Raw genomic sequence first — 18,976 nt, forward strand, 5'->3', positions numbered from 1 at the left:
CGGGGCGGGCACGGCTCAAGTCCGGGGGGCCAAGCCTGCGGAAGCAGGCCGGGGGAAGCGGGCCGGGCCGCGCTGGCGGATGGAGGCGAGCGCCGGGGAGGCCTTACTGCAGGATGAACCCCATGGCCTTCAGGTCCTTGGCCCAGCAGCCCCACGGACCGGTCAGGAAGGTGACCTGCATGGTCTTGGGGTTGAAGCGCACCTTGGCGTCCTGATCCAGATGGCACTGGCGGTCGTAGTTGGTGTGGGTGATGCGCAGGGTCCACGTGCCGTCCTTGTTGGGGCAGGTTTCCTCCACGTACACCGGGTGGCCGGTGGGCATGCCCCGGCCCTTGTTGGCATCCAGCACCATGACCGCACCCGGCGTGGGCGTGCGGGTGGTGGCCCCGTTGCGCTGGGCGCAGGCGAACCACTGCACCGGGCTGGTGTCGCCCAGGCGGCAGGTGTCGATGCCGGTGCGGCAGCGGGCGTAGATCAGGCTTTGCGGCTGGCAGCGGCCCGTGACTTTTACCGTCTTGCCCTTCTTGTCCTTTTTCGTGGTGGTGGCGCCGGGTCGCAGCGAATAGCACTGGCCGCGCGTCTTTTCCTGATTCATGGACACGCACTGGCCTTGCAGCACCCCGGTCAGCGGATCGCACGCGGCGTCATCCGGCGTGGTGGGCGAGTGGGGTTTGCGGGCCGTTTCGCGCATTCTGGCGGCCTCGGCATCCTGATCGAGCGCCTGCGTGGAGGCAGGGGGGGCGGCGTCGGGCACGGGCGCGGGAGTGGGTTTGGCGCAGCCGGAAAGCAGCAGGGCCGTGGTCAGGAAAAGTGCCAGCAGGGGCAGCGGGCCCCGCGTGGCGGCGGTGGGGGAAAGGCGAAACGGGCGAATGCCGGGCACGGTTCCTCCGTTGGACGGGTGAGGGCTGCGAATAAGGGACGGGGCCTGTCCTGAGCGGCGGGGCGCGGGCGGTTTGGTCCCGATCACGACCGCCAGTCTGGTTGGCGTATATCCGTTGTTGTCGTCTATCTGCGCGGGTGCGGGCCGTCAATTGGATGATGCCCGCCGGATGATGGCGGATGATGGCGGACGACGCCCCCACGGAAGGCCGGAGAACGGCGGTGGGCCGGTGCCTGACGGCGGGGAAGCGTCAGGCTGCCTGCGCCGGGTTGCGTGCATTTTCCGGAGCCCGTGCGGCCCCGGGGGGTTGCGGCGCGCTGCCGGTACGATATGGTGAGGCCAAGTACCGCAGGGACAACCGGAACGGACGGGGTGAACGATGCACGCGGCACAGAAGGCACACGCCCTGAAGGCATGCGAACGGAAGGCATGCGAACGGAAGGCATGCGAACGGAAGGCACGCGAACGGGCGCAGCGCGCCGGACACGTGAGCGACCGTGTCGACCACATCGGGCACATCGGGCACATCGGGCGCATCGGGCACGGCGGCGCAACCGGCTTCGTCCGCCGTGCGTCGCTGGCTGCGCTTGCGCTGCTGGCAATCCTGCTTGCTCCCGCCCGCCCCGCCATGGCGCTGGACGACATCGCCAACCTCAAGGGCATGGGCGTGGTGGCGGCGGGGCCGGTGAAACGGCTGGATTGCCCCATGTCGGGCCGGTTCGACTGCAACTCGTGGCCCACCAACTTCCTGAAGTTCGAGTACGAGAACATCTGCTTTGCCGTGGACCCCGGCGTGTGCGGCGCCTACTGCAAGGGCATTCTGGCCACGGACAAGGGCAAGACGGTGTATTTCTTCGAATCCCAGCCGGGGGGCGACCTGGCCCAGCGCCGCGCGCGCGGCTACGAGTGCCCGCCGGGGTTCTAGGGGCTGTTTCCGGATTGTCTCCGCCGGGCGCACGGCACGAAAAAATGGGCGGAACCGCATGCGGTTCCGCCCGTGTTTTCTGCTGCTGTCGGTTCTTCGCGTCTACTTGTCAGACGCGTTCTGCACGAACACCTTGAACTCGGTGTCTTGCTCGTGCTGCGGATGGTACGGCCCGTAGGGCATGGCGTTCAGGGCGATGGCGTTGGCCTGCATGGCGTAGGGCACGTAGTCGGCCATGGCCGTGTTCATGGCCGTGACCATCACCTGCACCAGCAGTCCTGCTAGGCCGCCACCGGTGTTGTGGCTGGTCAGGTCGATGACCACCGTTCCGGAATAGTTCCACATTTTTTCGCCGGTGGTGGTGGACTTCAGTTCGCATTCCACGGCCACGGTCAGGTGCGAGGCCACCACGGCGTACGAGGTGTCCCACTTCTTGATGCGGGTGAACAGCACCGCGTCGGCCCCGAAGTATTCCTTCAGGGTGTTCAGCGGCAACTCGTACAACTGGTGGCCGTCGGTGATGCCCTCGTGGGCCAGGATGTCCGACGATACTTCGTACGGCAGCACGTAGTACCCGGTGTACACCAGCGGCTCCTGGATGGTGGTGGAGTAGTATGTGGGCGCGTCGGCCGCCGTGGATTCGTTGATGGGCGGCAGCACCACGATGGAGCGCGGCTTCTGTTCGTACATTAGCGGAAAGAGTTCCGCCTTGGTGGACTGCTGCGCGGTGTGGGCGCAGCCGCCCAGCAGGGCAAGCGCCAGCAACAGCGCGGCGGCGATCAGTCTATTCATGGGCGGCCCCCTCCCCGGCGGGCAGCATGGGCGCGTCGGTCACTGCGTCGGCGGGGGTGATGACACCCCCCTTGCTGTCCATGGGCGCGCCCTTCGGGGTGGCTTCGGACGCGGGCTTATCGCCGTCGGTTCCGGACGAGGCGTCCGCCCAGGTCAGGAGGCGGGTGGTGAACACCTTGGATTCCGGGTACAGCCGGTTTTCCGCCTCGAAGTACTTCCGTGCCTCGGCCATCTGGCCCGCCTTCAGGTGGACGTAGCCAAGTTCCGCGAAGATGCCGGGCGGCACGCGCAGGTTGCGCTGCTCCGACTTGGCGACGATGTCCTCCATGGCCTTGACATGCTTGTCCTGCTGTTCCTGCGCGGGGTTCTTGCGGCAGGCGTAAAGAGTGGAGGAGTAGTTGTCCATGCAGTACATGGAGTCCGCGCGTTTGGCGCAGCCGGTGCACAGGATGCACACGGCGGCGGCCAGCAGCGCCAGTTGCACGGTCCGCAGGGGGCGTCGGGTCATATGGGCGGTCTCGTGCGGCATGGTCATGGGACGAGAATCTCCTTGGTCATGCCTGCGCCGACCAGCACGGTGCGGTTCACCACCACCACGCCGTCGCGTTCGACGATGACGGTGTAGCGACCGGGGGCCACCTCGTAGATGGTGTCCTTGGTCTTGGGGGTGGTGTTCCAGTCCTTGGCCCCGCTGGACTGCCCCAAGGTGAAGGCGGGCAGGTCGTTCAGGCGGGCCACGGCGCCCTTGGCGTTGCCGGTGAACCAGAAGTAGGCCTTAGTGTCGCCCTGCACCACGCCCTCGCGAGAGGCGCAGCCCGCGAACAGTCCGGTCAGGAGGAGTACGGCGGCCAGCGCCGCCAGCGTGGCGATGCGTACGGATGTCTTGCGCATGAAGCCTCTCCCTAGCGTACTTCGCGGATAAAGAGTTTGCCGTAGTCGCCGCTGGCGTCCCACGTGACCAGCGACCCTTCCTGCAGGGCGCAGGCGGAAACTTCGCTCTCCGGCGTGTCGCCCAGCGTGGCTGCCACGCGCAGTCTGCCCACCACCTTGCCGGGTAGCGTGATCTCCATGTTGGTCTGGGGGTTGCGTACCTTCTGCCCCTCGGCCACCACATCGAACAGATCGCCCGCCTTGATGTTCTGGGTCTTGCCGCCGGAAATCAGGTACTGCCCGCTCTCTTGGGCCAGGATGTAGCCCTTCCACGGGCGCTCCAGCAGGTTTTCGATGATGTTGGACGAGACGTTGGTGATGGCGGCCTCGATGGCCTTGTCGTTGAGCGTGGTGTCGTACCCGGCGCGGCTGCCCACGCCCATGACGCTGCCCGCCTCGGAATAGGCTTCGCCGCTGCCTTCTTCGGAATGGATGATCTGACCGGTGGAAACCTCCACCAGGCGGATGTGCACCTTGGCGAAGGCCACCTGGCGCTTGGTGCGGCTGAACACGCCCACGTCGCCCACGTCCTTGCGCCCGAATTCGGTGACGGAACCCAGAATCAGGTAGTCCGCCATGTTGCGGTATTCGCCCGCCCCGCCGATGCCCAGTTCCTTCTGGATCTTGTCCAGGTCGGCCCGCTCGATGAGGATGAATTTTTCGGTGGCCACCAGCTTGGAGGACAGGATGTCCACGGCCTGCTTGCCCAGGCGGTCGCGCGAATCCTTGTCCAGAAAGAAGCTCTGGCCGTACTTAGTCTCGTTGGTAAAGCGGCCGATGGCGACTTTCCGCTTCACGCCTTTCTTGTCCATGGCGGTGGCCTGCTGCACGGTGGGGCTCACCGCTGCCGGAGCCCCCTCCACGCGTTCCGCCTTGGGCCGCTCGGTAGTGGCGCACCCCGTCACAAGGAGCGCCGCGGCCAGTATGGGAATCAGCCTTTTCAACACGTTGTACCTCCCCATAAGGTTAGAACGGAATATGAAAGTGATTGCTTACCAATAGATACGTGCCGTTACAATATGCATGGATGGTTGCGGACTGGATTTGCGAATTTGTATAGTGCCGGCGGATGGGAAGCGGCCCGCCACCATTGCCCCCGCGTGGCCGGGCAGGGCAACCCTTCCGGTGCCCGCCGCCGGAGCGCGCCGGGATGTCATGCTTTGCCCGTACCTGCCGATATGCTACGGAAAGCGCACGCCTCGCCGCGCGGGGCCGCGTCCGTACATTTTCCGGAGGTTCCATGCCCGCCACCGACGCCCCCCTCGCCAAATGGATGTTCCTGCACCTGCTGCACGGCCTCAGCCAGTCCGGCTACGCCATGGCCGGGGCCAACGAGCTGCTGGGCGAACTGGACAAGCTGCCCCCGCAACAGCAGAAGGCGCGGGTGTTGTTCGGCACCGGGCTGCTGCGTCAGGCCCTGCTGCTGAACCCGCTGGACGCCGGGCTGCGCGGGCTGGTGGGGCAGCTTGGGGCCATGGCCGCGCCATCGCCCGCCTATGCCGCGTGGCTGAAGGCGTCCGCCGCCGTGCTGGACGGCCAGCCGCAGGTGCCCGCCAACGAGGCCTTCGGCAGGGCCTGGGACCTGCCCGCCGACCCGGACGCGGTGCTGGCCGAGTGCCGCGCATCCGCCGCCCCCGGCGACGTGTTCGCCTGCCTGATGCGCCTGTGGGAAATGGGCACGTGGGAGCATGCGGCGGCGGGCATCGCGCATTTTCTCGCATTCCCGGCGGCTCCGGCGGGCGCGGGCGTGCTGGCCCACGCCGCCCACGCGGCGGGCGATGTCGCCCTGCGCGACGAACTGCTGGGCAAGGCGCTGCCGTGTCCGTTGACGATTCTGCTGCGCGCCCGCATGGCCGAGGCCGCCGATGACCTTTCCTCGGCGCGCTCCCTGTACATGGAGGCGCTGGACGCCGAGCCCGCCCTGCTGTTCCTGGTGCGCCACCTGGCCCAGATGGGCAGGCCCGAGGCTCCGGCCTCGGTGCTGGAGGGGCGGCGCATCGGCGTGGGGTTCTACACCTGGAACAAGTTGCAGGTTACCCTGGATACCCTGGCCAGCCTGCTGGATTCGGACATTGGCGGGGCGCACGTGGCCCTCATCAACAACGGGTCCACGGCCTTCCCGCGTGACGAGTTCGAGGCGGGCGTGCGCGCGGTGGCCGCCGGGCGGCAGGTGGAACTGATCCAGCTGCCCATCAACATCGGCGCGCCCGCGGCCCGCAACTGGCTGTGGCACCTCGATTCCATGCGCGACAGGGATCTGTTTGCCTTTCTGGACGACGACGTGCTGCTGCCGCGCACCTGGCTGCGCAGCTACGTGCAGGACATGGACGAGATGCCCGGCACCGTGGTGGTGGGGCCGCAGGGGGTGAACCCCGGCAGTCTGCCCACGGTGCAGTATGTGGCCCGGTACTTCGAAAAGACCGGCAAGCACCTCATCCGGTTCACCAACAACGCCCCGCTGGTCATGGATTTCGGTCAGTACGGGCAGCGCCGCCCGTGCCTTTCGGTGATGGGCTGCTGCCACCTGCTGGACAAGGCGGCCTGCGCCCGGCTGGGCGTGCCCGACTTCGACCTGCGGTTCTCGCCCTCGCAGGTGGACGACCTGGAGCACGACATCCAGGTGTGGAAGGCGGGGGGCCGGGTGGTCTACGACGGCAGGGTACGCGTGGTGCACCGCCAGGATGCCGGGCGCGCCGCGCCGCTGTCCGAGGCCTCGTGGGGGCATGTGTGGGGCAACCACTACAAGATGGAACGCAAGTTCACCGAGCAGGAGTTGGCCAGCGTTGACCGGGCCACCCGCGCCGCCGACGTGGCAGACCTGGTCACGGCCTACGAGTCGGTGGCCGCGCAACTGCCCTCCGCCGCGCGGTCGTACGTGGGGCTGTGCGTGCGCACCCTTCAGGCGGCTGCGCGGGAAGGCATGCTGTAGCCTGGCGCAGCCGGGCGGATGCAACGCAGGAAAGCGGGGGGTGTCGCCACTCCCCGCTTTCTGTTTTTCGTGCGTTGCCCAGTCATGCCAGCCACACCTGTCACGCCCGTCTCGTATCGCCGGGCGCGGCGGGGCAGGGCCGGGCGGCTACCGGTGGGCCTTGGCGGGACCGCTGGTGTAGTTCAGCAGTCGGGCCTGCATGGGATGCTCGCCCAGCCATTCCACCTTGCCGTCGTCAATGTGGTAGATGGCGCCGACAACCTTCAGCTTGCCCGCGGCAACGCGGGCGCGAATGATGGGGCTTTGGCGCATGGTGTCGTCGATGGCCTGCCAGACATTGGCTTCGATGACCTTGGGCACAAGGGCCGCGCGGTCGTGCTTGGGGTTGGACTTTTCGACGGCGGTCACGGCGGGGACAATGGGGGCCACCAGCATGGGGATGGACCCGTGCACCTCGGCCCCCTGCACCACGGCGGTAACGGCCCCGCACTGGGTATGGCCCATCACCACCAGAAGCGGCACGTTGAGGTGGTCCGCGCCGTATTCCGCGGTGCCGACCTCGTCGGTGGCGGCCACATTGCCCGCCACGCGGATGACGAACAGGTCGCCGACCCCTTCGTCGAAGATAAGTTCCACGGGTGCGCGCGAATCGGCGCAGGAAAGAATGGTGGCGTACGGGGTCTGGCCGTGTTGCGAAGTGGCGAGGCGCTTGGCCGACAGGTTCTGCCTGGTCGGTGTCTCGGCCACGAACCGGGCGTTGCCTTCCTTCAGGCGTTGCAGGGCTTCATCGGGGCCGATGCCTGGCCCCGTACTGCTGGCGAGTGCCGTGCCGACCATGGCGACCACAAGAAGCAGGGCGGACAGGAAGCGAAGACGCATGGGTATCCTCCGGATATGGGGGTGCAATACGGGATTCTTCTCCCTGCACGATCCCGGAGAAAAAGAAAAGACATCTTGCATTGGGTGAGCATGCAGTTGCATGCGTGACAGTCATGGTCTCGCGGTGATGGTTTCTTCCGGGATGGGGCTGTCAGGCGTGGCGGGCGCGTACCGTCCGGAACAGTTCGGGCATGCGGTCGTACTGGTGCACCATGACGGCGGGCAGGCCCGCGTCGTTCAGGATGTCGCCCCGTGCGTCGATGGCGGGTGGGGCGGCCTTGTAACCCAGGGTCAGGATGGGTCCGGCGTTGTCGTGCACGGTGACCGTGGGCAGGAGACCGCCGTGCAGCAGGTGATTGTGCACCCCCTGGTCGTACCCGGCCATGCCGATGGGCGGCGGGGGCGTGCCGCCGGATGAGGATGCCGATGGCGGGGGCGCGGGAGAGAACGGCAGCAGCAGTCCGGTCAGCCGTTCCAGATAGTCCGTCATGGCCGCGTGGTTGCCCACCGTGGTGCCGGAGCAGGAAATGCGCTGTCCTGCCAGCACCCGCCAGGCCGTCTCGCCCAGATGGCCGGTGACCCAGCGGGTCATGTACGGGCAGGTGCCGATGGTCATGCGGGCGTCCTCCAGCGTCACGTTCAGGCCGTCGGCCCACGGAAAGGAGAACGGGTCGCGCTGGAAGACGACGTCGCGCACGTCGGTGACCAGAACGCGGGCGTACGGGCGCGGGGCCTGCCGCAGCAGGTCCAGGTACAGGAAGTAGCGCAGGGCGTTGTAGGGCAGGTGGGCCAGCGCGGGCGGGCGCTCGAAGGGCCGGATGTCCGCGCCCATGTCGGCCATGCGGTCGGTGTCGCGGGTGGTGGGCGAGGTGAACAGCACGCAGCGCCCCGCGAAGCCGGTGGCCCGCAGGGAAGCGAGGAACGGCCGCACGTCGCCCGCGTGGTATCCGGCGGCCAGCCCCATGATCAGTTCAGGACCAAGGTCAGGACCAAGATCGGGGCCAAGATCGGGGCCAAGATCGGGGCCAAGATCGGGGCCAAGGTCGGGGGCGGACCCGGAATCGGGCCGGAGGTCGGAAGCGTTGCACGCGGACGCGCCGTGCAGGCGGGTTGGGCGGTTGTCCGGCCCGGCGGCGTTATTGTCCTGCGCTGCGCGGGACGTCTCGTGGGTGGGGGGTGTGGTCACGCCACAGGCTTGCCCCGCACCGCGCCAAAAAGCAAGCGCTGCGGGGTCGCGCCATGCGGGCCAGCCCGGCGGGTTGTGCCAGCGCGGGGCGCTGTCGTGCCGCCCGCGTCCGCGTGCAAGCCAAAGGCCCGCGCACGGGGCTGTACCTCGTTCATGGAGTCGAGCCGGGTGGCGGTTTTTCCGGGGGCCTGATCGCCCTGCGGTTGATTGCCCTGCGGCTGACCGGGCGGGGCCTTGCTAGCGTGGCGCGCTTGCGGGCAGGGCGGGCAGAATGGCCGCATGGAGCGCGTCATACACAGCCTGATGCGGGGCAGCCTGATGCGGGGCCGCGTGCCGCGCGCCCCCCCGGTGCGGGGCCTGCGGCGCGCTGGCCTGCGCGCTGGCGTGCATGTCCACCGGGGCCACCCGGCCTTCGGCAAGCACGGCGGCCTCGTCGCAGAACAACGGCACCAGCCGCACGTCGTGGGTCACGAACAGGTAGGCGGTGCCCGTGGCGCGGCGCAGCTCGGTCAGCAGATCCAGCACGCGGGCCTGCACCAGCATGTCCAGGCTGCTCAGGGCTTCATCCAGCAGGATCAGCCGGGGCCGGGGCGCCAGGGCGCGGGCGATGCACACCCGCTGCAACTGCCCCCCGCTCAGGCGGTGGGGCAGGCGGTCCAGCAGGGTGGGGGAAAGGTGCACCTGTTCCAGCAGTTCACCGGCGCGGGCGCGGCGCTGGCGGCGGTTCAGCGTGGTGAAGTTTTCCAGCGGCTCGCCGATGATGCGTTCCACGGTCAGGCGCGGATTCACCGCGTTCACCGAATTCTGGAAGACCACCTGCACGTGGCGGCGGTCCTTGCCGAGGCCGTGGCGCACATCCCGGCCCATAAACCGCACCATGCCGTCGTCGGGCCGTTCCAGCCCCAGGGCGATGCGGCACAGGGTGCTCTTGCCCGCGCCGCTGGGGCCGACAACGCCGGTGCAGCCGCCTTCGCGCACGGTCAGGTCCACCCCGCGCAGCACCTGCCGCTCCTGGCGCGGGGCAAACCACCCGCCGGTGCGGTAGCTGCGGGTGACCCCGCGCAGTTCCAGCAGGGGCGGGGCGTCGTTGCCGGGCGTACCCGTCACGGAAGAAGCGGACGGCGCGGCGGGCATGGCGGGAACAGCATCGGGATGCATGGCGGTATCCTTCATGGGCGGCCTGCGGCGGCGGGAGTTGTGGCGGGATGGAGCGACGCGGCGCAGGCCCCGTGCGGCGGGCACAGGCCGTACAGGCGATGGTGGGCGGACAGCAGGGCGCGGGTGTACGGGTGGCGCGGCGCGGCGAACAGTTCGCGCACGTCGCCCTGTTCCACCACCCGGCCATGGCGCATGACGGCCATGCGGTCTGCCATGCGGGCCGCCACGCTGAGGTCGTGGGTCACCAGCAGGATGGCCATGTTGCGGCTGCGCCGCACCTGGTCCAGCAGGTCCAGCACGCGGGCCTGCGAGGGCAGGTCGAGGTCGGTGGTGGGCTCGTCGGCGATGAGCAGGGGCACGTCCAGCACCAGCGCCAGGGCGATCATCACCCGCTGGAGCATGCCGCCGCTCATCTGGAACGGGTAGTGGCTCAGGATGGCCCGCGCGTCGTCAAACCCCACCTCGCGCAGGGCGGCAAGGGCCGCCGCGCGCCAGTCGGGGCGGGTGCTGCTTCCGGGTGCCGTGGGCAGGTGGGCGGCCAGGGTTTCCTGGAAATGCGCGCCGATGGTGAACACCGGGTCGAAGCAACTGGCCGGGTTTTGCAGCACGTAGGCGGCCGCGCGCCCGCGCAGCAGGCGCAGCCGTTCCGGCGGGGCGCCGTACGCGGCCTGCCCGTCCACCGCCTGTCCGTGCATGGCCTGTCCGTCCACAGCCTGTCCGTCCACGGCCTGCCCATGCACGAGGATGGTGCCCGCCGTGCGGGTTATGCCCTGCGGCAGCATGCCCAGCAGCGACATGCAGGTCAGCGACTTTCCGCAGCCGCTGGGGCCAACAAGGCAGACCACCTGGCCGCGTTCCACCGCAAGGTCCACAGGCCCGACCAGTGGGGGAGCGGGAGGGGCCGTTGCCTCGCCGGTGCCGGAACGCTGGCTGTTGCCGGTTTCCGCATCGCCGGGACGGGCGGTGCGGCGTAGTTCCAGCCCGCGTACCACCAGTGCGGGCTCAAGCACGGAAGCGGGGCCGGGCGTGGAGCCGCCGGGCCAGGCCGTGATGTCGTTCATGCCGCCCCTCCGCGCGCACCCGCGCGCACGCCGTGGAAATCCGCAGGGTTGTCGTATTCGCCGCCTTCCGCGTTCACCGCATCCGGATCGTCCAACAGATCCGGCTCATACGGTCCGTCAAACCCGTCAGTCCCATCGGGGCCGTGCGCCGCGTAGGCCGCGTCCCGTTCCGTGTCGCGCGCTGCGGCAGGGTCCAGCGCGTCACGCAGGGCGTCGCCCAGCAGGTTGAAGGCCATCACCGTCACGAAGATCATCAGGCCGGGGTACAGCAGCTGTTCCGGGTGGGCGCCGATGTATTCGCGCGCATCGCCGATCATGACCCCCCATTCCGGCGTCGGGGGGCGCACCCCAAGACCCAGGAAGGACAGGCCGGAGACGTGCAGCAGCATGTGGCCCACGTCCAGCCCGGCCATGACCAGCAGCTGGGCCAGCACCGGCGGCAGGATGTGCCGCAACACCAGCCGCGCCGGGCGGGTGCCCGCAGCACGCGCGGCCAGCACGTATTCGCGCTGCTTCAGCCCCAGCACCAGCCCGCGCGCGAACCGCGCGTACCAGGCCCAGTGGGTGCAGGCCACGGCGATGATCACGTTGGTCAGCCCCGAACCCAGCACCCCCACCAGAAACAGCGCCAGGATGAAGGTGGGAAAGGTCATGAACACGTCGCAGGCGCGCATGAGCAGGCTGTCCACCCGGCCCCCCGCGTAGCCCGCCACGCACCCCGCCGTCAGCCCCACGGCCACGATGCAGGTCAGGATGGCCCCCACGGCGAACAGCGAAACCCGCGTGCCATGGCACAGCCGGGCCAGTACGCTGCGGCCCAGGTGGTCGGTGCCCAGGGGTTCCTCCAGGCTGGGGGCCTCGAACTTGCGGGTGATGTCCACGTCGTCGGGGGCGCGGGGAGAGAAGGCGGGCGCGAACACGGCCATGGACACGATGATGCACAGCAGGGCCAGCGCGGCCAGGGCCGTGGGCCGAGACAGCAACTGGCGCGGCAGGGTGTTGTCCGGGGCCGCGTCCGGGACGGTGGCCGGGGCGGTGGCGGGGACAGGCACGGTGAAGGGCGCGTCGGCGGTGGGGGGTTGCGGACCGGACGGCAGGCCGGTGCGGCCGGTGCTGGTGGTCATGCGCGATCCTCCCCCAGCCGGATGCGCGGGTCGGCCCACGCGTACAGGATGTCCACGGTCAGGTTGCACAGCACGAAGATGGCCGTCATCAGCAACATGAAACACTGCAATATGGGGTAGTCGCGGTTGTACACGGCGGACACCGCGTAGCGGCCCACGCCCGGCCAGGCGAACACCGTTTCCACTATCACCGCGCCGCCCAGCAGTTCGCCCACGTGCATGCCGAGCGAGGTCAGCACCGGGATCAGCGAGTTCTTGAACATGTGCCGCCACACCACGCCGCGTTCGGGAATGCCGCGCGCCCGTGCATACATGATGTGCCGGGCGTGCATGTTTTCCAGCAGGCTGGCGCGGATGAGCCGGGTGTTGATGCCCATGGACATCAGCGACAGGGTCACGGCGGGCAGCACCAGGTGTTCCAGGCCGCCGCGCCCCAGGGCGGGCAGCCAGCCCAGCTTGACCGCGAACAGCCACACCAGCAGGAAGCCCAGCCAGAAGTTGGGCAGGGACACGCTGGTGAAGGACAGGGCGCGGGCCGCGTTGTCCAGCGGGCGGTCGCGGTGCAGGGCCGCGCCGACCCCCAGGGGGATGCTGACGATCAAGGTGAGCAGCAGGGCCGCCCCGGCCAGTTGCAGGGTGGCGGGCAGGTAGTGCAGCACCTCGCCCAGCACCGGGCGGCCCGTGACGTAGGAATTGCCGAAGTCGCCGGTTACGGCGCGGGCCAGCCAGCGGGCGTACTGTTCCCACAGGGGCAGGTCCAGTTCCAGCATGCGGCGGGCGGTGGCCAGGGCCTCGTCGGTGGGGGGGATGCGCGACAGGCGCAGGTAGGCCATGGCCGGGTCACCCTGTGCGGCGCGCAGCAGCAGGAATACCACCACCGAGACCAGCAGCAGCAGGGGGATGAGGGCGGCAAGGCGTTTCAGTATGTAGGCGGGCATGCGTGTGTTCCGGGGCTGGGGGATGAGGAGGGGTGGGTACGCCTCCGTCCCGCGCTCACGCAGCTTGTGGAATCCGCGCGCTGCGGTCGCCATCCGTAAGATTCGCGCTTCGCGCTCGTCTAACGGATGGCGCCTTTTGGGGCCGGGCGGCGTTGGCGCTTGTTTTTCACTGCTCACGTACGTCAGTACGGCGTTGCTTTCGCCATCCGTACGACTCGCGCGTTGCGCTCGTCCAACGGCTGCCGATCTCCGCGTGAAATTCGCGCGCCGCCTTGCCCGGCCTCAAAAATCGTAATTCCTTGCTTCGCGACCGCACCAGCCATCCGCACCGGGAAGACCGGCGCGGAGTATAAGGAAGAAAGACAGTTCCCCTCTGAAATATCAGGAAGACAAATGCCGCGAACGCGAAAGGCGCCCATGCGTCTTCGCGGATGGGGCAAGAGGAGGACGGCGCGTGGCCGCCCTCCTGCTTCCCGCTTCTATTTCAGGCGCATGTCCTCGAAGGGAATTTCCGTGTCCATGGCGCCGAAGTGCACCCCGTCCACGCGAGCGGTGTGCACCACCATGCTGGTCTGGTAGGTCAGCGGCAGGTACACGGCCTGCTCGTGCAGGGTGGTCAGGATGTCGCGGTACAGGTTCTGGCGCGTGGCTTCGTCGGTGGTCACCAGCACCTTGCCGATCCTGGCGTCGATGTCGGCCTTCATGGGCAGGCCCAGTTGGGCCTGGTAGTCGGCGTGGGTGGGCACGCGCATGCCGCTGACAAAGGAATGCGGGTCGTAGGGCGCGCCCCAGGTGTCGCCGAAGATCATGCCGAAGGCCCCGCTCTTCTGGCGTTCGCCGATGGCGTCTTCTTCCTCGCCGATGAGGTTGGCCTGCATGCCCACGCGCGCCAGCTCCGATTGCAGGAATTCCGCGATGGCCTTTTGCAGGGCGTTGTTGCCCACGAAGCACAGGTCCACGGACAGCGGCTTGCCGCCCTTCATGCGCGGGCCCTTGGGGTTGGTACGCTTCCAGCCCGCGCCGTCCAGCAGGGCTTCCGCCCTTGTGGTGTCATGGGCGTAGGGGGGCAGTTTCAGGTCGCAGTAGGGGGACGTGGGCGGGAACAGGGCGTCGGCGCGGGCTTCCGCGTTCAGAAAGATGCCCTTGACCATGGCGTCCTTGTTGATGGCATGCAGGATGGCCCTGCGCACGGCAGGATCGGCGGTGGGGCCGCTCTTGCTGTTCAGCGCGATGACCCGGCTGGCCTGCGGCGGCGAAAGGTAGGTGGCATACGTGCCGGCCTTCTTCAGGGCGTCGAAGGCTTCCAGGCTGATCTGGCCGCCGCCGTGGCCGCCGCCCCCGAAGACAAGGTCAAGCTCGCCCGCCTGCAGGGCCACCAGCCGGGTGTTGGGGTCGGGGATGACCTTGACCACGATGCGCTTGATGGCGGGCTTTTTGCCCCAGTACGCGTCGTTGCGCTCGAACACGTCGTATTCGCCCTTGCGGGTTTCCACCAGCTTCCACGGGCCGGTGCCGATGGGGGCCTTTATGCCGTCGTTGGTGTTGCCCGACGGCGGGAACGCCGAGGGCGACAGGAAGCGCACGGGCCGGATCAGCGCCAGTTCCTGCAACGCGGGGTAGTATGCGTTCTTCAGCACAAGGCGCACGGTGCGCGCGTCGGGCGTTTCCACCTTGTCGATCTGGGCCACCAATTCCAGCCAGTCGTGGCGGGCGCGGTTGGCCAGCACCGTTTCAAGGTTCATGCGCACGGCGCTGGAGTCGAAGGGCGTGCCGTCGGAAAAGGTCACGCCCTTGCGCAGCGTGAAGGTGTATGTCTTGCCGTCGGGCGACACGGTCCAGCTTTCGGCCAGCCAGGGTTCCATGGCGCCGCCCTTGGCGTACTTGACCAGCGGCTCGTACACCATGCCCTGGGCGAACATCTGGTTGGGCGAATACTTGTGCGGATTCAGCTCGCCCACGTTGGAGGGCCAGGAATAGCGCAGGGTATCCGCCGGGGTGTCGGCGGCATGCGCGGCAGGGGAGGCGGCCAGGCCGCCCGCCAGAGCCACGGCAAACAGCATGAGGACGGCGAACATCGACCGCAGAAGTGGGCGCAGCCAGCGGCGCGGAAACGGGGCGACAACGAAAGGCGACCAGGGCAGCATGTCGTTCTCCAAAATTTGAACGTGCATCATGAATAAAAAAATACAAAGTGTGCTACCATGCATGCCAGAGTGAAAAAATCATGTCAACGACGTGGCGACATGGTGCGTTTTCCTTTCTGACCGCGCCGGGTTTTACGCGGCTATGTGGGATGCGCCCGTGCTGGGGGCAACGACGGCGATGACAGGATTGCGGACCGGGGGCTGGGGGGGCGGCATGTCGGGACCCCGCAGGGGCTGCGCGGCATGGTGTGGCCTGGGGCAGCCACTGCATGTTCGCAGTCCGGGGCGTGCGAGCATGATATTTTCACAAAATACTGTCGCGGCACTTTCGTGATTGTTCTCCGGGATGTATGATCGACGTTGAAAAACCCGGAAACAGTCACGAATTTTCAGGACAGGCAATAGTCACGATAATTTTATTTTGCATGACTCTGCACAGGTGTTATCTTGTATGCATGAATCCCCCTGCGGCGAGCCGTTCGCGCAGGAAGTTGCATAATCACGCATAGCACACGGCCATGATCTGTCATGGCAGGAGAACCAACATGAAAGTCAGCGCCCGCAACCTGATCCCCGGCAAGGTCAAGGAAATCACCGTCGGTGCCGTCAACTCGGAAGTGATCATCGAAGTGGCCCCCGGCATCGAGGTGGTGTCCATCATCACCAAGCGCTCGGTGGAAGACATGGGCCTCAAGAAGGGCTCGGACGTGAAGGCCATGGTCAAGGCCTCCAACGTCATGATCGTCACCGACTAGCACGTTCGGCACACGGGCCACGGGCATGCATGCCCGCCGCCCGTGGCTCCACGGCAACGAAGCCCCCGCTCCGCAAGGAGCGGGGGCTCTTGATTCGTGCCGTTTTCCGCAGCAGTTGCGGCGTTCGGTTGTCATGTGCAACTTGATTGATAGTGCACCCTGCTGATAATTGAAGTGCACCGCATGGCAGGACATTGTCGGCGTTCCGCATGCGGCATGAACCATGCAATTTCCGGCAGTCCATTGAGAGTGCATACAGCGTTGGCAGTTGCACCATTCGCGTGCCGAAAGGAGCGGCTGCCAGGCGTGTCGCCCCTCCCTGTAGCGGCTTCACGGGCACAGGCGGCAGATGCAGGAGGCCCCGGCAATGCGTTCGCGGGCACTGTGTCCGGACATGCAGCCGGCCCTGCCGATTCGCTGCCGCTGTGCGCATCACTGCCAGCATCGTTGACGGCGTCAGCCAGGCCGCGCGCAAGAATACGCTTGCCGTGCGGGCGGCAACGGATTGCGGGCCAGACCCGCGCGGTACAATCACCACGGAGGACCGATGGAAGCCATCGACAGGGTATTGCGGGACTTTGGCGCACGCATGGGCATGGACGGCCTTGCCTTTGACGGGGATGGCATCTGCGTGCTGCGCTTCGACGATGTGACGGTGAATCTTGAGCTGGAGCGGGACAAGGGCGCGGAAGGCCTGCTCCATGCCTTCAGCGTCATCGCGGATCTGCCGCGGGACGAGGCGCAGGCTGCGGCGGTGTGCCGCCATGCCCTGGAGCAGAACGTGGGCCTGATGCTGGCGGGGGCCGGGGCCGTGGGCTTGCGCCAACCGCATGGACTTGTGCTTGCCAACACCGTTGGCGCTGCCGGTCTGGACGTCAACGGACTGGAGGCGTTTCTGGAGCGCCAGGTGACGGTGGCCGAGGGCATGCGCGAGGCCGCCGTGTCGCTCTGCGACAAGGCCGAGGACGCTTGCACCATGCTGATGCCGGGTACGGCGCTGCGCATCTGATTGCCGGTGCCCATGGCGGCGGCACGTTTGTTGTAATTGCCCGGTCATCACCAGTACCGATGGCGTCGGGGCGCGTGCGCGGATACGGTGTCCGCCGCGTCGGAAACTGCCCGGCACAATCCGAAGGAGAAAGCGCATGGTCGGCGATTTGCAGGTTCTCGGAAGGATGCACGCCTCGCTGGAGGCCATCGGCAACGAGCACGTTGGCGCCCAGGGCGGCGATGTGGTGGCCTCCACGCGCGGGGCGTTCGGACGCGCGGTGAACTGGATGCGTTCGGCCTTTGGCGGGGCTGGTGAACGGGCGAACCGGGGCGTCATTGGCAACCTGGTGGCCCAGATGCGTGCCGCGCACGTGAGCGACGCGGCGCTGGACGTGGCCCAGCGGCTGCTTTCCGCGCAGTCTGCGCCGGGCAAGCCGCTTTCCGGCAGGGCAGCGGCCCAGGTGCTGGATACCGTCATCAAGTGGACCAGCGAGGAGCAGGCGCAGTCGGCCAACCTCGATATCAACATCACCGGCCTGCAGGATCACCTGGCCGACGAGTTCGACACCATCTTCACGCAACGGTACGACCGCTTCGGCATGAAGGACGTGGCCCCCACGGCGGAAGACCGTGGCGCCATCATGGATGCCTTCCGCACGAAGTGCCGCCAGTGGGGCGAGAGGCACGGCATGCACGCTCCCGGCATTGCCGAGGCCCGCGAAATGCTGGGTGATGCCTGCCGCGTGCGCGGGCTGGCCCGGCTTGACGCCTCCCTTGCCGCCCGTCTGGAAGAAGTCGGCGGCCATGCGACGGCCGATGCGCCGCTGTGCCAGCGGCTGCGCACGGCCATGCAGACGCGCGGCATGGAATTCGATTTCGCCCCCGCGGACCTCGACAAACTGCACTCGCGCCTGAAGGCCAAGTTCGAAACCGCGTTCAAGATAGTCAACACGCATCCACCCACCGCAGAAGAGGCTGCTGCTGCGGCAGACAAGGTTGTCGGCGCGTTTCTGGACTCGGTGCAGGTGATCGACGACGCGCAACTGAGCGCGGAACAGAAGGCGGCGGCCCGGGCAATGGTGCTGAGCGCACCATTCACCATCAATACCGCCATGGCGCAGGCGTTGTGCGAATGCCTGCCCCAGGTTTCGCAGGCGGTGGGGCAACTGGTGGCGGGCGGCCAGGATGCACAGGCCATCGCCACTACCCTTCGCGCCATCACCGACGCGGCGGCGCAGGCGGTGGAGATACCCGGCGGCGATCCCATGCGCCCCGCCCTGCGACCGGGCCTTGAAGGCGCCGACGAAGTGACCGCCGTGCGGGCCTTTGCCATCGGTGCCGGGCTGCAACTGGCCGGTGTGAACAGCAGCGAGGGCGCGCAGGCGCTGCTGAACGGCTTTTCGCAGATCGGCAGCGAATTTCAGGCCTGCCGTTTTGCCCTGGCCCAGAGCGACCCGGGCGACAGGCGCCGGGCCAACGACACGGAGGCGGCGGTCCATGTGCTGGACACTCTGATCAGAACGGCCGGGGTGGGCGGCGTCGACCGTTCGCTGCTGCTCGAAATGCCGGGCGTGGGCCAGCTGAACATGGCGCAGGTGCGCGCGGCGATTCCCGCCAACGTGCATGGCGTGGGAAGAATGGAAACGCAGCCCCAGGTGGATACGGCGCTTCTGGGGCAGCAGGTGGCCGCAGAGATGACGAAGGAAGCCGCGCGCCACGGCAGCAGCCTGCCCATTGCCAATGTTTCCCAGGAGTTCCAGCAGCACTACCTTTCGAAGTTCGGCGCTGATTTCCTGAAGGATTTTTTCCGCAACGGCATCATGCTGGACGGGCATCAGTACGGCGCCACCGGCACGCAGGATTCTGCGGCCATGGAGCAGGCCCTGCGAAACTTCGCGGATGCCTTCCCCAGCGTCGACGTGGCGGCGGACATCAGCCGTTCGCTGCATCAGGGGGTGGTGCCCATGGTGCTGACAGGGCTTTCCTCGCAGCCCGGCGCCCAGGGGATGACCATGGCCGTGCTGACCGGGCAGGGCACGCGGCTGGCGGAGGGCAACCGCATTTCGCTTGCCACTCGCCAGGACGGCAGCTACACGGCCACCGTGGCCATCAACATGCAGTATGGCGAATTTGATCCGGAGGGGCTGCCGGCGCCCGGCATGGGCATGTGCGTGGAACTGCAAATGTCCATGCGCGCCGGGGAAGGGAACGTTGCCGTCCAGCCTCAGGGTTGCGATGTGGTCTTCAGTCAGAATCAATGGGGGCGTTAGGCGCCCCCGGACGGC

17 protein-coding genes are annotated in these 18,976 nt (G+C 67.6%); 5 read left to right on the top strand and 12 right to left on the bottom strand.

The window, feature by feature from the left end; translation table 11 throughout:
- Positions 1-103 precede the first annotated feature (103 nt).
- Entirely contained in the window at positions 104-880 is a 777-nt protein-coding gene (locus K6142_RS00660) for a hypothetical protein (protein ID WP_190245353.1), read from the bottom strand.
- Positions 881-1,367: 487 nt separating this feature from the next.
- On the opposite strand from K6142_RS00660, the gene K6142_RS00665 reads away from it, so the two are divergent.
- The gene (locus K6142_RS00665) at positions 1,368-1,805 is read left to right on the top strand and encodes a hypothetical protein (RefSeq protein WP_223290400.1); all 438 of its coding nucleotides are present in this window, start codon (positions 1,368-1,370) and stop codon (positions 1,803-1,805) included.
- Between the two features lie 102 nt (positions 1,806-1,907).
- Here the strand turns inward: K6142_RS00665 and K6142_RS00670 are convergent, their stop codons facing one another.
- From K6142_RS00670 to K6142_RS00685, 4 genes are read right to left on the bottom strand one after another with little or no spacing between them, the layout of a single operon-like run.
- Positions 1,908-2,597: a GNA1162 family protein gene (locus K6142_RS00670; protein ID WP_190245352.1), complete on the bottom strand. Its 690-nt coding sequence runs from the start codon at positions 2,595-2,597 to the stop codon at positions 1,908-1,910.
- Positions 2,590-3,105, bottom strand: a complete 516-nt coding sequence (locus K6142_RS00675; RefSeq protein WP_190245351.1) for a DUF4810 domain-containing protein — start codon at positions 3,103-3,105, stop codon at positions 2,590-2,592. Before K6142_RS00675 ends, K6142_RS00670 begins: the two co-directional genes overlap by 8 nt.
- Before the next feature lie 23 nt (positions 3,106-3,128).
- The gene (locus tag K6142_RS00680) at positions 3,129-3,488 is read right to left on the bottom strand and encodes a hypothetical protein (RefSeq protein ID WP_190245350.1); all 360 of its coding nucleotides are present in this window, start codon (positions 3,486-3,488) and stop codon (positions 3,129-3,131) included.
- Positions 3,489-3,499: 11 nt separating this feature from the next.
- Positions 3,500-4,474, bottom strand: a complete 975-nt coding sequence (locus K6142_RS00685; protein ID WP_223290399.1) for a CsgG/HfaB family protein — start codon at positions 4,472-4,474, stop codon at positions 3,500-3,502.
- A gap of 293 nt (positions 4,475-4,767) precedes the next feature.
- Here K6142_RS00685 and K6142_RS00690 point away from each other — a divergent pair, with 293 nt between their 5' ends.
- The gene (locus K6142_RS00690; RefSeq protein WP_190245348.1) at positions 4,768-6,456 is read left to right on the top strand and encodes a glycosyltransferase; all 1,689 of its coding nucleotides are present in this window, start codon (positions 4,768-4,770) and stop codon (positions 6,454-6,456) included.
- 147 nt (positions 6,457-6,603) lie between these two features.
- Here the strand turns inward: K6142_RS00690 and K6142_RS00695 are convergent, their stop codons facing one another.
- The 7 genes from K6142_RS00695 to nikA form a co-directional block, all read right to left on the bottom strand.
- Entirely contained in the window at positions 6,604-7,335 is a 732-nt protein-coding gene (locus K6142_RS00695; protein WP_190245347.1) for a carbonic anhydrase, read from the bottom strand.
- Positions 7,336-7,486: 151 nt separating this feature from the next.
- Positions 7,487-8,521 (bottom strand): hypothetical protein, encoded by a 1,035-nt coding sequence (locus K6142_RS00700; protein ID WP_317846363.1) that lies wholly within the window; start codon positions 8,519-8,521, stop codon positions 7,487-7,489.
- Between the two features lie 237 nt (positions 8,522-8,758).
- Positions 8,759-9,694 (bottom strand): ABC transporter ATP-binding protein, encoded by a 936-nt coding sequence (locus K6142_RS00705; protein ID WP_223380710.1) that lies wholly within the window; start codon positions 9,692-9,694, stop codon positions 8,759-8,761.
- Complete coding sequence (locus K6142_RS00710) at positions 9,691-10,740, bottom strand: ABC transporter ATP-binding protein (protein WP_190245819.1); 1,050 nt, start codon at positions 10,738-10,740, stop codon at positions 9,691-9,693. Before K6142_RS00710 ends, K6142_RS00705 begins: the two co-directional genes overlap by 4 nt.
- The gene (nikC, locus tag K6142_RS00715) at positions 10,737-11,864 is read right to left on the bottom strand and encodes a nickel ABC transporter permease subunit NikC (protein ID WP_190245818.1); all 1,128 of its coding nucleotides are present in this window, start codon (positions 11,862-11,864) and stop codon (positions 10,737-10,739) included. Before nikC ends, K6142_RS00710 begins: the two co-directional genes overlap by 4 nt.
- Positions 11,861-12,802 (bottom strand): nickel ABC transporter permease subunit NikB, encoded by a 942-nt coding sequence (gene nikB / locus K6142_RS00720; protein ID WP_190245817.1) that lies wholly within the window; start codon positions 12,800-12,802, stop codon positions 11,861-11,863. Before nikB ends, nikC begins: the two co-directional genes overlap by 4 nt.
- A gap of 479 nt (positions 12,803-13,281) precedes the next feature.
- Positions 13,282-14,946, bottom strand: a complete 1,665-nt coding sequence (gene nikA, locus K6142_RS00725) for a nickel ABC transporter substrate-binding protein (RefSeq protein ID WP_223290455.1) — start codon at positions 14,944-14,946, stop codon at positions 13,282-13,284.
- A gap of 545 nt (positions 14,947-15,491) precedes the next feature.
- Here nikA and K6142_RS00730 point away from each other — a divergent pair.
- From K6142_RS00730 to K6142_RS00740, 3 genes are all read left to right on the top strand, one after another.
- Positions 15,492-15,701, top strand: a complete 210-nt coding sequence (locus K6142_RS00730; protein WP_035068085.1) for a molybdopterin-binding protein — start codon at positions 15,492-15,494, stop codon at positions 15,699-15,701.
- A gap of 547 nt (positions 15,702-16,248) precedes the next feature.
- On the top strand, positions 16,249-16,710 hold the full coding sequence (locus K6142_RS00735) for a CesT family type III secretion system chaperone (RefSeq protein WP_190245816.1): 462 nt from the start codon (positions 16,249-16,251) through the stop codon (positions 16,708-16,710).
- Positions 16,711-16,846: 136 nt separating this feature from the next.
- Positions 16,847-18,961: a hypothetical protein gene (locus tag K6142_RS00740; protein WP_190245815.1), complete on the top strand. Its 2,115-nt coding sequence runs from the start codon at positions 16,847-16,849 to the stop codon at positions 18,959-18,961.
- The last annotated feature ends 15 nt before the right edge of the window (positions 18,962-18,976 follow it).

The organism is Nitratidesulfovibrio sp. SRB-5 (genome assembly GCF_019931275.1).
Classification (GTDB): domain Bacteria; phylum Desulfobacterota; class Desulfovibrionia; order Desulfovibrionales; family Desulfovibrionaceae; genus Cupidesulfovibrio.